Source organism: Streptomyces sp. ISL-12, assembly GCF_018614415.1.
GTDB lineage: Bacteria > Actinomycetota > Actinomycetes > Streptomycetales > Streptomycetaceae > Streptomyces.
Map to the genome: position 1 here is coordinate 21752 of NZ_JAGGOO010000147.1, position 13620 is coordinate 35371.

Annotated in this window: 11 protein-coding genes; 5 read left to right on the forward strand and 6 right to left on the reverse strand. The window is 73.3% G+C overall.

Going from position 1 to position 13620, the window contains the following annotated elements:
* Positions 1-173 precede the first annotated feature (173 nt).
* Positions 174-3206 (reverse strand): BTAD domain-containing putative transcriptional regulator, encoded by a 3033-nt coding sequence (locus J7I94_RS33375; RefSeq protein ID WP_215173292.1) that lies wholly within the window; start codon positions 3204-3206, stop codon positions 174-176.
* 250 nt (positions 3207-3456) lie between these two features.
* On the opposite strand from J7I94_RS33375, the gene J7I94_RS33380 reads away from it, so the two are divergent.
* Positions 3457-4248 (forward strand): endonuclease/exonuclease/phosphatase family protein, encoded by a 792-nt coding sequence (locus J7I94_RS33380; protein ID WP_308114811.1) that lies wholly within the window; start codon positions 3457-3459, stop codon positions 4246-4248.
* Positions 4249-4252: 4 nt separating this feature from the next.
* Here J7I94_RS33380 and J7I94_RS33385 read toward each other — a convergent pair whose 3' ends face one another.
* Complete coding sequence (locus tag J7I94_RS33385; protein WP_215173296.1) at positions 4253-5758, reverse strand: CehA/McbA family metallohydrolase; 1506 nt, start codon at positions 5756-5758, stop codon at positions 4253-4255.
* Between the two features lie 175 nt (positions 5759-5933).
* Here J7I94_RS33385 and J7I94_RS33390 point away from each other — a divergent pair, with 175 nt between their 5' ends.
* From J7I94_RS33390 to J7I94_RS33400, 3 genes are all read left to right on the forward strand, one after another.
* The gene (locus J7I94_RS33390) at positions 5934-6764 is read left to right on the forward strand and encodes an LLM class F420-dependent oxidoreductase (protein ID WP_215173298.1); all 831 of its coding nucleotides are present in this window, start codon (positions 5934-5936) and stop codon (positions 6762-6764) included.
* Positions 6765-6794: 30 nt separating this feature from the next.
* A complete protein-coding gene (locus J7I94_RS33395) occupies positions 6795-9353 on the forward strand; it encodes a bifunctional FO biosynthesis protein CofGH (protein WP_215173300.1) in 2559 nt (852 codons plus the stop codon).
* 102 nt (positions 9354-9455) lie between these two features.
* Entirely contained in the window at positions 9456-10022 is a 567-nt protein-coding gene (locus J7I94_RS33400) for a hypothetical protein (protein WP_215173302.1), read from the forward strand.
* Here the strand turns inward: J7I94_RS33400 and J7I94_RS33405 are convergent.
* From J7I94_RS33405 to J7I94_RS33420, 4 genes are read right to left on the reverse strand one after another with little or no spacing between them, the layout of a single operon-like run.
* Entirely contained in the window at positions 10006-10509 is a 504-nt protein-coding gene (locus J7I94_RS33405) for a DUF2165 domain-containing protein (RefSeq protein ID WP_215173303.1), read from the reverse strand. The genes J7I94_RS33400 and J7I94_RS33405 overlap by 17 nt on opposite strands.
* Positions 10510-10538: 29 nt before the next feature.
* Positions 10539-11603, reverse strand: coding sequence for a tyrosine-protein phosphatase (locus J7I94_RS33410; protein ID WP_215173305.1), 1065 nt, complete (start codon positions 11601-11603; stop codon positions 10539-10541).
* A 50-nt stretch (positions 11604-11653) separates the two neighbouring features.
* Positions 11654-11860: a DUF397 domain-containing protein gene (locus tag J7I94_RS33415; RefSeq protein ID WP_215173306.1), complete on the reverse strand. Its 207-nt coding sequence runs from the start codon at positions 11858-11860 to the stop codon at positions 11654-11656.
* The gene (locus J7I94_RS33420) at positions 11857-12669 is read right to left on the reverse strand and encodes a helix-turn-helix transcriptional regulator (protein ID WP_215173309.1); all 813 of its coding nucleotides are present in this window, start codon (positions 12667-12669) and stop codon (positions 11857-11859) included. The genes J7I94_RS33415 and J7I94_RS33420 overlap by 4 nt, the downstream gene beginning before the upstream one ends.
* Positions 12670-12779: 110 nt before the next feature.
* On the opposite strand from J7I94_RS33420, the gene J7I94_RS33425 reads away from it, so the two are divergent.
* Complete coding sequence (locus tag J7I94_RS33425; RefSeq protein ID WP_215173311.1) at positions 12780-13226, forward strand: ATP-binding protein; 447 nt, start codon at positions 12780-12782, stop codon at positions 13224-13226.
* Positions 13227-13620: the final 394 nt, after the last annotated feature.

Consider the following 13620-nt stretch of genomic DNA (forward strand, 5'->3'; position numbering starts at 1 on the left):
GCGAAGCCCGTCCGGCGGCTCCCCCGAAACCGCCGGACGGGCATGTCAGGGTCGTTCACCCTAGCGGCGGTGATCACCGCTGATCCGTCTGCCCCCCGACGCGACGGACCGACAACCCGAGGGTGCCGCCGGGCGATAAACGAACGATGAACGCCGTCTCGCCGCCCCGCCGCTCAGGCGACGGCGGCCGGGCTGAGCAGCAGGCGCACGTCGGCGGCCTCCGGTGAGCCCAGCCGGTCGAAGGTGGTGAGGGCCTCCTGCCAGCAGGCCCGGGCCCGGCCGGTCTGACCGAGCGCGCCGAGCGCGCGGCCCAGCACGGTCAGCACGTTGCCGCGCCGCCACTCGCCGCCGATCCCGCGCAGCACGGCCAGCGCCTGCTCCGCCAGGGCGGCGGCCCCCGCCGGCTCCCGGCCCGCCAGCCGTGCCTCCGCGAGCCGGAACAGGGTCATGCCCTCCCAGAGCCGCTGCCGGCTGTCGCGGAAGACCTCCAGCGCCTCGTTCAGCCGTTCGACGGCGTCGTCCAGGCGGCCCTGCCCGGTGAGCGCCAGCCCCAGGGCGTAGCGGCCGTTGGCGCCGCGCAGGGCGTGCCCGAGCCGGTCGTAGATGGCGATGCCCCGCCGGGCCAGCTCCACCGCGCTGGTCACCTGCCCCATGGCGAGGTGGATGCGGGAGAGGTTGCACAGGGCGCTGGCCTCCCCGGCGAGGTTCTCGTCCGCGCGGAAACTCTCGATGGCCTGCCGCAGATACCCCTCGCCCTCGGCGTTGCGGCCCTCGTACAGCGCGATGATGCCCCGGTCGTTGGCGGCCCAGCAGTGCGGTGCCGGGTCTCCGGCGGTCCGGGCCAGCTCCATGGCCAGCCGGGCCTGCTCGTCCGCCTCGCGGAAGCGGCCGGCCACCAGGTGGACGTTGGTCAGCGTGGTCAGCGCCCGGCTCAGCACACCGGGGTCGCCCGCCCGCTGCGCCGCGGCCCGCAGGGCCAGCGCGACGACCTCGTACTGCTTGGCGTTGGCGCCGGACTCGGCCAGGTCCTTGGCCGCCCACAGCAGGTCCACGGCCCGCGCCAGGGCGGGCCCCCGCGCGCTCTGCTGCACGCAGGCCAGCAGGACGTGCGCCTCGGCGTACAGCCAGTCCTGGGCCGCGTGGCGGTCGGGGAAGGCCAGCCCCGGGTAGGCGGTCGGAGCCAGGTGGTCCACCAGCCGGTCGCCGGGCCGCTCGATCGCGTAGACGCCGGCCGCCGTCGCCAGGTAGAAGTCCAGCAGCCGGGAGAGGGCCGCCGCCCGCTCGCCCGGCGTCCGCTCGTCGCGCTCGGCGCATGCACGCGCGTAGAGCCGCACCAGATCGTGGTACCGGTAGCGGCCCGGCGCCGCCGACTCCAGCAGCGAGGTGTCGACGAGCGACTCCAGCAGGTCCTCGGTCTCCCCGACGGGCAGGTCCAGTACGGCCGCCGCTGCCGCCAGGGAGATGTCCGGCCCGTCCGCCAGTCCCAGCAGCCGGAACGCCCGCGCCTGGGCGGGCTCCAGCTGGCCGTACCCCAGCTCGAAGGTGGCCTTCACGGCGAGGTCGCCGGCCCGCAGCTCGTCCAGCCGGCTGCGCTCGTCGGCGAGTTTGGCCGCCAGCACCGCGACCGCCCAGGTGCGGCGGGCGGCCAGCCGGGACGCGGCGACCCGGATCGCCAGCGGCAGGAAGCCGCACGCCGCCACCACGTCCAGCGCGGCCTCGCGCTCCGCGGCCACCCGCTCCTCGCCCACGATCCGGGTGAACAGCGCCAGCGCCTCCTCCGGCGACATGACGTCCAGGTCGACCAGGTGCGCCCCGGCCAGCCCCGCCAGCCGCACCCGGGACGTCACCAGCGCCGCGCAGCCCGCCCCGCCCGGCAGCAGCGGACGTACCTGGGCGGCGTCCCGGGCGTTGTCCAGCAGGACCAGCACCCGGCGGCCGTCCAGCACCGAGCGGTACAGCGCCGCCCGCTCCTGGAGCGAGTCGGGAATGGCCGACTCCGCGGTGCCCAGCGCCCGCAGGAAGGCGCCCAGCACCGCCTCCGGCTCGGCCGGCCGCGCCCCGGTGCCCTGGAGATCGACGTACAACTGCCCGTCGGGGAACGCGGACCGGGCCTGGTGCGCCACGTGCACCGCCAGCGTGGTCTTGCCGACGCCGCCGATCCCGGCGACGGCCGACAGCGCCATCACCCGGCTCCCGTCCCCGGACGCCGCGCCCAGTACCTCGCTCAGTTCCCGTACGAAGGCGGCCCGGCCGGTGAAGTCCGGCACCGTCGCCGGGAGCTGGGCCGGGCGGACGGGGGCCGGCGCGGGCCGCTCGACCGGTCCGGGCACCTCCGCCAGGTCCGGGTCGGCCCGCAGGACCCGCCGCTGGAGCTCCTGGAGCTCCGGGCACGGATCGACGCCCAGCTCCTCCGCCAGCAGGCGGCGGGTGTCGGCGTAGACCGCGAGCGCCTCGGCCTGCCGCCCGCTGCGGTACAGCGCCAGCATCAGCAGCTCGCGCAGCCGCTCGCGCAGCGGGTGGGCGGCGGTCAGCGCGGTCAGCTCCGAGACGGCCTCCGCGTGACAGCCCTGCTCCAGGTCCATGTCCAGCCGCGTCTCCAGGAGTTGCAGCCGCCACTCCTCCAGCCGGACCCGCTGCGCCCGCGCGTGCGGGCCCGGTACGCCGGCCAGCGCCTCGCCGTCCCACAGTGCCAGCGCGCGCCGGAGCGCCTCCCGGGCGCGGCACAGGTCACCGGCGCCGCGCGCCTTCTCCGCCTCGGTCGCCAGGTCCCGCGCCGCGGAGAGGTCCAGCGCCCCGTCGTCCGGGCCGCGTACGGCGTACCCGCCCGACTCGCTGACCAGCACTCCGGCGCCGAGGACCTTGCGCAGCCGGGACGCGTACGTGCGCAGCGCCGCCAGCGCCCGGGGCGGCGGCTCCTCGCCCCACAGGGCGTCGATCAGCTCCGCCGCCGTCGCCGTACGGCCCTCGCGCAGCAGCAGTGCGGCGAGCAGGGCGCGTTGCTGGGGCGAGCCGGTGGCCAGCGGTTCGTCGCCTCGCCAGGCGCGCACCGGACCGAGCACACCGAACCGCAGGGCGGCCGTCTCCACTGGGGAGACCGTCTCCCCCGGGGCGGCCGTCTCCGCCGGGGCGGCCGTCTCCGCCGGGGCGGCCGTCTCCGCCGGGGGAACCGACCGCCGCTGCCCCGGCACTCGCGGCACACCGTCCATCCAGTCCCCCTAGGTATCCCGAGCGATCCCGTCAGTCTGCCCTGTCCGTACCGTCCCCGTCAGCCGGGGGACGCGCGGATCACCGACGGCGCCCCACCATGGCACCGAGCCCTCACACAGTCTCCGCAATCGTCCATTCCGGCAACGAGAACTGACGGGGCGTCCGTTCCCGGTGCGTCGCCCGGCGGTCATGTTCGCCGGACAGCCTCAGCGGGAAAGCGAGGATGTGCGAGAGACGGGTGATGCGGTCGTGCGGGTCGTGACCTGGAATCTGTGGTGGCGGTTCGGGCCCTGGGCGGAACGGCAGAAGGCGGTCCTCGCCGTGCTGCGGGAGCTGCGCCCCGACGCGGTGGGCCTCCAGGAGGTGTGGGCGGCGGACGACGGCGGCAACCTCGCCGAGTGGCTCGCCGGGGAACTCGGCCTGCACTGGGCCTGGGCGGCCTACGGCGCCCCCGAGCGCTGGCAGCGGCGGATCGGCGACGACCGGGTCGTCATCGGCGCCGCGGTGCTCAGCCGCTGGCCCGTGCTGGAACAGGCGGCGCTGCGGCTGCCGGCGCCCGCCGCACTCGACGACGGGCGGATCGCGCTGCGCACCACCCTGGACACCCCCGGCCACCCCGTCCCGTTCTGCACCGTCCACCTGACCTCGGCGCCGCACGCCTCGGCCGTACGCCACCGCCAGGTCACCGCCCTCACGGACTTCGTCGACCGGCACCGGCGCGGCAGCGCGTACCCGCCCGTCCTCACCGGGGACTTCAACGCCGGCCCCGGCACCGACGAGATCCGCCTCCTGACCGCCCGGGGCTTCACGGACGCCTGGGACCTGGCCGACCCGGCCGCCCCCTCCGCCACCCTGGACCCCGCCAACCCGCACATCACCGGCGACGGCCCGCCCCAGCGCGTCGACTACGTCCGCCCCGGCCCCCCCGGCCCCGGCGGACTGGGCCGGGTCCGGGCGGTACGGCGCGCGGGCGACGCCCCGGTGGACGGCGTGTGGCCCTCGGACCACTTCGCGGTCGTGGCGGACCTGGAGGGCCCCTGAAGAGCTAACCCCTCCCGAGGAACACCGGGTTGGTGAAGGCGGCCAGCGCCCCCGGCAACGCCCCCGCCGCCACCTCGTGCCGCACCTCGGCCCGCACGTACGCCGCGTACGAGGCGGTCGTCCGCCACTCCACGACCCCCTCGCCCGACACCGGCAGCGGACCGCTGGTGTGCAGCACCCCCTGGTCGGTGACGAACCGGACGGTGCAGCGCGGGGCGCCGCTCACCGCCAGGCGGACGGTGACCGGGGTGTCGCCGGCCACGGACAGCCGCTCCCCGATCCCGGCGTGCTCCCCGCGCCCGCCGGACGCGGTGAACGCCAGCGTGACCTTCGCGGACTCGGCGACGTAGGACCGCCCCGCGCGGATGCCCTCCTGGATCGCGCGCCGGGTGAGGTCGTCGGCGAGGACGACGGTCTGCGGCGTACCGACCGGGTCCGGGTCGCGGTGCGCGTCACTGCTGCCCATCGCCGGGATCCAGCCCCGCCCGTCCCGCACGGACGCGACCAGCATGCCGTCCCAGTCGGCCAGCGCCACCTCGTCCTCGGGCGAGTACGACCCGTTCCACACCTCGACCGCGTCCGCCTCGTCGAAGCCGAACTTCCAGTTGCAGCCGATGCAGGTGGCGTGCGGATGGGCCGGCACCACCAGGCCCCCGGCCCGCCGGATCTGCCGGGCGAACCGACCGAACCGGTTGTCGCGGGCCCGGTACCGCCAGTCCACGAACGTCCCCGGGTCGGTGCCGACCGCGACCACGTGCCCGTTCCGCGTCGTCACCTCTTCCCCCACCATCACCAGCAGGTCGTCCCCGGCCGCGTCGGCCCAGTGGGCGTGCGCGGAGTGCGTGTTGTGCTCGGAGGAGTTGATGAAGTCGAGGCCCGCCGCCCGCGCCAGCGCCGCGATCTCCGCCGGGGTGCGGCGCCCGTCGGAGTACCAGGAGTGCAGATGGCAGTCCCCCCGGTACCAGGCCCGCCCCCGCCCCTTCGCCCGCTCCGGCGGATACACCGGCCGCACGGCCTCGCCGGGCTCCCCGTGCGTCAGCGTCACCGTGATCTCGTACGACAGCCCCTGCGGGGCCACCGTGTACGGGCCGAGCGCGATGTGCCACGTCCCCGCCCGCACCGGCCCCGGGATGTACCCCGGGGTCGCCTCGTCCGCCCGGACGAAGAACTCCGTGCGCGCCCCGCCCGACCAGCCCCGGAAACCCCGGCCGCCCAGCCCGGTGCCGCGCTCGTCGAAGAGGCCGATGTCGAGCGCGTTGCCCGCGGTGCCGGACGGCACGGCGGGCTTGTCGTAGGAGTAGGAGACCCGGAACTCCCGCACACCCGGCGGAACTTCGACGGGTACGTACACGAAGTCCGGCGACCCGGTGGGCAGGGTGCCCCGGATCGTCTTGGTCTGCCGGCCGTCGGCCGCCGACGCGAAGCTCACGGTCGTGAGCGTAAGGGCGGCGGCGGCGCCCGTCACGAACACGGCGCGTCTGCCGACGCCGTCCTTGATGTCCTCGCACATGCTGCTGCTCCCAGGGGTGGTCCGACAGTCAGGGGTGGTGCGGGAAGTGACGCCTGCCACGCTCGTATCAACCCATTAACTGCGGGACACGGGAAGGCAGTCGGCAGCTGAATCAACGGAACAGTGCCGACCGGTCGGTATGGACAGGTGACCCGGCCCCCGGTACAGATGGTCCATGCGCATCGCCGTGACGATCTTCCTCACCGACGAGACCATCACCCCCGTCCGGCTCGCCCGGGAGCTGGAACAGCGCGGGTTCGCCGGCCTCTACCTCCCCGAGCACACCCACATCCCCGTCGAGCGCGCCACGCCCTACCCGGCCGGCGGCGACCTGCCCCGCGAGTACGGCCGTACCCTCGACCCCTTCGTGGCCCTGGGCCAGGCCGCCGCCGTCACCGACCGCCTCGGCCTGGGCACCGGCATCACCCTCGTCGCCCAGCACGATCCGATCGGCCTCGCCAAGCAGGCCGCGACCCTCGACCACCTCAGCGGCGGCCGGTTCACCCTGGGCGTCGGCTTCGGCTGGAACGTGGAGGAGGCGGCCGACCACGGTGTCCCGTGGGCCGCCCGCCGAGCCCTGGTCCGGGACCGGATGGCGGTGATGCGGGCCCTGTGGTCCGCGGAACCCACGGCGTACGAGGGCGAGTTCGCGAGCGTGCGGGCCAGCCACGCCTACCCCAAGCCGGTTCAGCGACCGGGCCCCCGCGTCCTCGTCGGCGGCGCGGCGGGTCCCCGCCTCTTCGCCGACATCTGCGCGTACGCCGACGGCTGGCTCCCGATCGGCGGACGCGGCCTGACGGATTCCCTGCCGGCCCTGCGCGCCGAGTGGGCGAAGGCGGGCCGCGACCCCGAGGCCCTGACGGTCGTCCCGTACGCGGTCCGCCCGACCCCGGGCAAGCTGTCCCACTACGCGGACCTGGGCATCGAGGAGGCGGTCCTCCAGCTTCCGCCGGCGGCGGAGGCGGAAGTACTGCGGACACTGGACGCATACGCGCAGTACGTCTAGCTCCGTCAAAGGCGCACGTACCCTCGAAGGATGCCTACCGAGAACTCCCTGCGCCGAGCCCTCAAGCGCGCCCGGGACGGCGTCGCCCTGGACGTCTCCGAGGCCGCCGTCCTCCTCCAGGCCCGCGGCGAGCACCTGGCCGACCTCACCGCCTCCGCCGCCCGGGTCCGCGACGCGGGCCTGGCCGCGGCCGGGCGCCCCGGCGTCATCACGTACTCGAAGAGCGTCTTCATCCCCCTCACCCGCCTGTGCCGGGACAAGTGCCACTACTGCACCTTCGTCACCGTCCCCGGCAAGCTCCGCCGTGACGGCCACGGCATGTTCATGTCCCCGGACGAGGTGCTGGACATCGCCCGCAAGGGCGCCGTCCTCGGCTGCAAGGAAGCCCTCATCACCCTCGGCGACAAGCCCGAGGACCGCTGGCCCGAGGCCCGCGAGTGGCTCGACGCGCACGGCTACGACGACACGATCGCCTACGTCCGCGCCATCTCGATCCGCGTCCTGGAGGAGACGGGCCTCCTCCCGCACCTCAACCCGGGCGTCATGAGCTGGACCGACTTCCAGCGCCTCAAGCCGGTCGCGCCCAGCATGGGCATGATGCTGGAGACGACCGCGACCCGCCTCTGGTCGGAACCCGGCGGCCCCCACCACGGCTCCCCGGACAAGGAACCGGCCGTCCGCCTGCGCGTCCTGGAGGACGCCGGCCGCTCCTCCGTCCCCTTCACCTCCGGCCTGCTCATCGGCATCGGCGAGACCTACGAGGAGCGGGCCGAGTCCCTCTTCGCCCTGCGCAAGGTCGCGCGGGCCTACCACGGCATCCAGGAACTGATCATCCAGAACTTCCGCGCCAAGCCGGACACCGCGATGCGCGGCATGCCCGACGCGGAACTCGACGAACTGGTCGCGGCCGTGGCCGTCGCCCGCCACATCATGGGCCCGAACGCCTGCCTCCAGGCACCCCCCAACCTGGTCGACTCCGAGTACGAGCGCCTGATCGGCGCCGGTATCGACGACTGGGGCGGCGTCTCCCCGCTCACCATCGACCACGTCAACCCCGAACGCCCCTGGCCGCGGATCGAGGAGTTGGCGGCCACGTCCCGCACCGCCGGTTTCGAACTGAGGGAACGTCTCTGCGTCTACCCGGAGTTCGTCCGGCGCGGCGAACCCTGGCTCGACCCGCGCCTCCTCCCGCACGTCCGCGCCCTGGCCGACCCGGAGACCGGGCTCGCCCGCCCGGACGCGACGGTCGAGGGCCGGCCCTGGCAGGAACCGGACGAGGTCTTCCAGCCCTCCGGCCGCACCGACCTGCACCGCACCATCGACACCGAGGGCCGCACCGGCGACCGCCGCGACGACTTCGACGAGGTCTACGGCGACTGGGCCGCCCTGCGCGAGGCCGCCGCCCCCGGCATGGCCCCCGAACGCATCGACACCGACGTACGCGCCGCCCTCGCCACCGCCGCCGACGCCCCCACCAGGCTCACCGACGACGAGGCCCTCGCCCTCCTCCACGCCGACGGCCCGGCCCTGGACGCCCTGTGCCGCATCGCGGACGCCGTCCGCGAAGCCGCCGTCGGCGACGACGTGACGTACATCGTCACCCGCAACATCAACTTCACCAACGTCTGCTACACCGGCTGCCGTTTCTGCGCCTTCGCGCAGCGCCGCACGGACGCCGACGCCTACACCCTCTCCCTGGACCAGGTCGCCGACCGCGCCCAGCAGGCGTGGGAGGTCGGCGCGGTCGAGGTCTGCATGCAGGGCGGCATCCACCCCGACCTGCCGGGCACGGCGTACTTCGACATCGCGAAGGCGGTGAAGGAACGCGTCCCCGGCATGCACGTGCACGCCTTCTCCCCGATGGAGGTCGTCAACGGCGCCACCCGCACCGGCCTGTCCATCCGCGAGTGGCTGACGGCGGCCAAGGAAGCCGGCCTGGACTCCATCCCCGGCACCGCCGCCGAGATCCTCGACGACGAGGTCCGCTGGATCCTCACCAAGGGCAAACTCCCTGCGGCCACCTGGATCGAGGTCATCGAAACCGCCCACGACCTGGGCATCCGCTCGTCCTCGACCATGATGTACGGCCACGTCGACCAGCCCCGCCACTGGCTCGGCCACCTGCGCACCCTGGCCGGCATCCAGCAGCGCACCGGCGGCTTCACGGAGTTCGTCACCCTCCCCTTCATCCACACCAACGCGCCCGTCTACCTGGCCGGCATCTCCCGCCCCGGCCCCTCCCTGCGCGACAACCGCGCGGTCACCGCGATGGCCCGCCTCCTCCTGCATCCGCACATCCCCAACATCCAGACCAGCTGGGTCAAACTGGGCACGGAAGGCGCGGCGGAGATGCTCCGCTCCGGCGCGAACGACCTCGGCGGCACCCTCATGGAGGAGACCATCTCCCGCATGGCGGGCTCCTCCTACGGCTCGTACAAGTCCGTCAAGGACCTGATCGCGGTCGCCGACGCGGCGGGCCGCCCGGCCAGGCCCCGCACCACGCTCTACGGCGAGGTCCCGGAGGAGCGGCGACGGGCGGCGGCGGCGTCGGACGGACACCTGCCGGAACTGTTGCCGGTGCTGGACTGAGGGCGGCGCCGCGCCCACCGTTCACCCGTCCGCAGTAGGATGATCGGACCCTGATGTATGGGGGATCCAGGACCTGGTCTGTAGCTGAGGAGATGCCTGCCCGTGCCTGCCGGACTGCCTTCGTGGGCGTGGGTCACCGGTCTGACCGCGGGCGCGGTCGTGGCGGTGGCCGCCCTGGCCGTACAGGCGGACAACGGGCCGCACCCGACCGCTGCCGCGGCGGCCGCCCGGCCCACCGCCTCGGCGTCGGCGGAGGCCAAGCCCTCCCCCGAGGAGTCCGCGCCGCCCGCCGTGCCGGACGGCTCCGGCACCGGGCGGCGCATCGTCTACTCCCTCGGCGACAAGCGGGTCTGGCTGGTCGACGCCAGCGACGCCACCCGGCGCACCTTCACCGTCTGGCCCGGCACGGTCAGCCCCGATCCCGGCAGCTACACCATCGGCAGCCGGACCGAGGCGACGACCGGCTCCGACGGGGTCGAGGTCGAGAACATCGTCTACTTCGCCCTCGCGGACGGCATATCCGTCGGCTTCTCCAACGCCGTCGACGGCTCCTCGCCCCCGCCGGCCGACGCCGGCGCCAAGACCGGCGGCGTGCGGCTGCACAAGGCGGACGGCGCCGCGCTGTGGAAGTTCGGTACGAAGGGCACCACGGTCACCGTGGTGAAGTGACCTCGTTGCCCGCGAAGTGGTCGACGAGCAGCACGATTCCGCTGAGCAGGAAGACCCGGGTCGCCGCGTCCAGTCCGTTCCAGTCCCCGGACTGCCACATGGCGAACCACTCGCCGCCGATGCCGATGAACCCGGCCCCGAAGAGCAGCATCACCATCAGCAGCCCGTAGACGGAGAATCGCCGGGCCCGTACGTGATCCCGTCGCGCCCACAGCCAGGTCCCGTAGACCAGCACGAGCGTGGCGGCCGTCTCCCAGACGATGATCAGCACGTACGCGGCGTCCTGTATCCACCGCGTGGTGATCGCCCGCCACATCAGGTCGTCGTCCTTGAACGTGGTGTCCATCGCCAGCACATGCCGGACGAACTGCTGGTTGGTGCCGAAGTCGGTGATGTTCCCGAAGGCGACGAGCGCCATGTAGAGGGCGACGGTGCCGGTGAGGACGGTCGCGGCGAGGGAGAGCGCACGTGCGGATGTTGTGTTCATGCACCCTCCCTTCCCAGCCGCGCGGCAGGTCAGCCCACCAGCAGGTCGGCCTTCAGCTGCCGCAGTTCCCGGCTGTCCAGCCCCAGGGCCTTCTTCTCGTACGCCGCGAACGAGCCGAACTCGTCCTTGACCTCCTCGAACCCGGAGTTGAGGTACTCGGCGCGGACGTCCAGCATCGGCTTGTACACGGCGGCCTGTTCGGCGGGCATGGCCGCGAGTGCGGCGGCGTTGGCCTCGGCCCGGTAGTCGTTGGAGGCGAGGTAGTCGGCCATCACCGTCGCCCGGTCCACACCGAGCATGGTGAGCAGCGCGGCGCTGGCCCAGCCGGTGCGGTCCTTGCCGGCGGTGCAGTGGTAGACCGAGCCGTCGGCGTCGTCCGCGATGCCGTTGAACACAGTCGTGTACGCGGCCTTGCCGGTCTCACTGCTGACCATCGACTTCTCGGCGTCGACCATCATCTGCGCGGCGCCCTCGGCGGTCGTGGGCATCGTCGAGACGGGGCTGGAGCCGCCGAGGACGTCCGCCAGGACATAGCGCACCCCACTGGGCAGCCGGTCCGGCGCGGCGGTCCGCTCGGAGGTCATCCGCAGGTCGTAGTCGGTGTCGATGCCGAGCCGCTTCAGCTTGGCCAGATCGGCGGCGGTGAGCTTGTCCCAGGCGTCGGAGCGGTAGACGACGCCCATCTTGACCCACTGGCCGTCGGCGGTACGGTAGCCGCCCGCGTCCCGGAAGTTGACGGCCCCGTCGAGCTGGATCAGCCGGTCGGCGAGGTGCAGCTTGCCACCGCGCTCGGGCACCAGGTCGAACCAGTGGCGGTCGGCGCCGCGCAGCCCCTTGACGACGACGGACCCCTTCGCGCCCCCGGAGGCGACGGTCCGCCCGTTCGCCTTGACGGCCACCTTCCGCACGCCCGGTGCCTTCCAGGTGACCTTGTAGGACCCGTCGTCCCGCGCGGTGACCTCGGCGGCGGTGAAGGGTATCTCCCGCGAGTCGGGCCCGTGCGGCGCCGCGGAGGCGGCGGGGGCGGCGATCCCGGTGAACAGCGCGGCGGCCGTCAGGGCGTAGGCGGCCCTGACACGTGTCGAATGCGTCATGGCCGGAACTCTCCGGTGCCCTGACGGTCACCGCGCTAACGGATCACGAACTAGGCCGGTCGGTCGGGCGACGTGATCGTGCCCGTGAACGATGTCCAGGTGGCGTCCGTGAAGGACAGATGGGGGCGCGAGGTGTCCTTCGAGTCGCGGACGTGGACGGTCGAGCCGGGGGCGGTGGCGGATATGGCAACCTCGACGCACTCAGGGCCGTCGTTGCTGCTGTAGCTGCTCTTGAACCACTTCAGCGCGGAGCTCATGTCACTTCTCCCAAGACTTTTTTGATGAACGCCAGAGACTCACCGGGCGTGAGAGCCTGCGCCCGGATCATTCCATAGCGCATTTCGAGTTTCTGGACCTCACGCGGATCAGTGATCAGACGGCTGTACAGCTGCCCTTCCGAGTGCCCGAGGGTCTTGCCGCCCCGGAGTTTCAGCACTTGGAGCGATCCGGCCATCCCCGCGTGCTCCTCCCGCTCGGTCGGCATCACCTGGATCGTGACGTGCCGCATCTGCCCGACGTCCAGCAGGTGTTCGAGCTGTCGTCGCATCACCAGTCTGCCTCCGAGCGGCCTGCGCAGGGTCACCTCTTCCTGGACGAAGGTGAACTCCGGGTGGGGTACCCGATCGAAGACGGACTTCCGTGCCATGCGCGCCGCGACGTGCCGCTCGATCTCCTCCTCGGCGAAGGCGGGCCGTCGCATCACGTACAGGGCTCGGGCGTACTCCTCCGTCTGCAACAGACCGTGCACGTGCAGCCCGGCGTACGCACCCATCTCGACGGCGTCCGCCTCCACCTTGGCGAGGTCCCGCACCTTCTTCGGGAAGTGGGCCTTCTCCACGTCCTCCTTCATGGCGGAGAGCTTGCCGCCCGCGCCGAGGACGACATCCGAGTTGTCGAGGAAGTCCGGCTTGGGGGCCCGGCGTCCCCGCTCCACGGACGACACCATTTCCTCGCTGTACCCGATGGCGGGTCCCAGTTCCGATTGCTTCATCCCGGCGGCCTCACGCCACAGCTTGACCTGCCGACCGACTGCCTGGAGCATGGCCGCGGCCTCTTCGTCCTCCACTTTTCCCTCCCGAAGTACCAGCAGTACGACCACGTCGGGCAACCGGACAGTGACTCTGAGTACCGTCGTCGTCGCTGTTCACGGTAGGGACAGACGGCCACGCTGGTGGCATGACTCGTGATTTCGCCCCCGAAATGACGTACGCCGCACGTCACTTCACTCTTCAGCTGTCCGCGACCCGGCGGGGCGCGCGGCTCGCCCGGCTGCTCACCGAGCGCCAGCTCGACGACTGGGACGTGCGGTCGGAGGCGGCGGCGCAGATCGTGGCGGAGCTGGCGTCCAACGCCGTACTGCACGGACATGTGCCGGGCCGCGACTTCCGGCTGACCCTGTGGCTGCGCGCCGGCCGCACCCTGCGCGTCGAGGTGACCGACGCCCGGGGCGACCGGGTGCCGAGTGCCCAGGACCCGGCGCTGGAGGAGGGTGGCCGGGGGCTGCTCATCGTGGCGGCGTACGCGGACCGCTGGGGAGTGGAGCGGACACCGCCGACGAAGACGGTCTGGGCGGAACTTGTCCTGGACCATCGACGCGTGGCAGGTGACCGGGGTGTCAGGTGACGGTCGGGGCCGCTCGCTTCTTGGCAGTGTCGTGCTTCCACGGCCCGCCTCAAGGGCGCTTCGCGTCGCCTTCGGCGATGGGCCTGCGGCCCACCCTTGACCCGGTCCGCTGCAGCACGGGGAAGAAGCGAGCGAGCGGCCCGGGAAAGCGGTGGCCCAGCGGCAACGGGCCCCCAGGTCTGTGATCTGGGGGCCCGGCGTGGCGGTTGCGCGCCCGCGCCTCGCCAGCACGCCGGGCCGTCTCGGCGGCTGACGCCCGGTGGCCGGTGGCCGGTGGCGGGTGGCCGGTGGGCGGTGGGCGGTGGGCGGTGGGCTTGATTCTCGACCCGGGTCGGGGTCCGGGGTCCGGTCCGGGGTCCGGAGTCCGCCCGGAGGGTGGTACCTCTGAAAGTGG

What these genes read in the sequence shown, in the direction of transcription:
- J7I94_RS33375 (WP_215173292.1), bottom strand. Translation starts at nt 3,206, where the DNA reads ATGGACGGTGTGCCGCGAGTGCCGGGGCAGCGGCGGTCGGTTCCCCCG.
- J7I94_RS33385 (WP_215173296.1), bottom strand. Translation starts at nt 5,758, where the DNA reads ATGTGCGAGGACATCAAGGACGGCGTCGGCAGACGCGCCGTGTTCGTG.
- J7I94_RS33390 (WP_215173298.1), top strand. Translation starts at nt 5,934, where the DNA reads ATGCGCATCGCCGTGACGATCTTCCTCACCGACGAGACCATCACCCCC.
- J7I94_RS33395 (WP_215173300.1), top strand. Translation starts at nt 6,795, where the DNA reads ATGCCTACCGAGAACTCCCTGCGCCGAGCCCTCAAGCGCGCCCGGGAC.
- J7I94_RS33405 (WP_215173303.1), bottom strand. Translation starts at nt 10,509, where the DNA reads ATGAACACAACATCCGCACGTGCGCTCTCCCTCGCCGCGACCGTCCTC.
- J7I94_RS33410 (WP_215173305.1), bottom strand. Translation starts at nt 11,603, where the DNA reads ATGACGCATTCGACACGTGTCAGGGCCGCCTACGCCCTGACGGCCGCC.
- J7I94_RS33415 (WP_215173306.1), bottom strand. Translation starts at nt 11,860, where the DNA reads ATGAGCTCCGCGCTGAAGTGGTTCAAGAGCAGCTACAGCAGCAACGAC.
- J7I94_RS33425 (WP_215173311.1), top strand. Translation starts at nt 12,780, where the DNA reads ATGACTCGTGATTTCGCCCCCGAAATGACGTACGCCGCACGTCACTTC.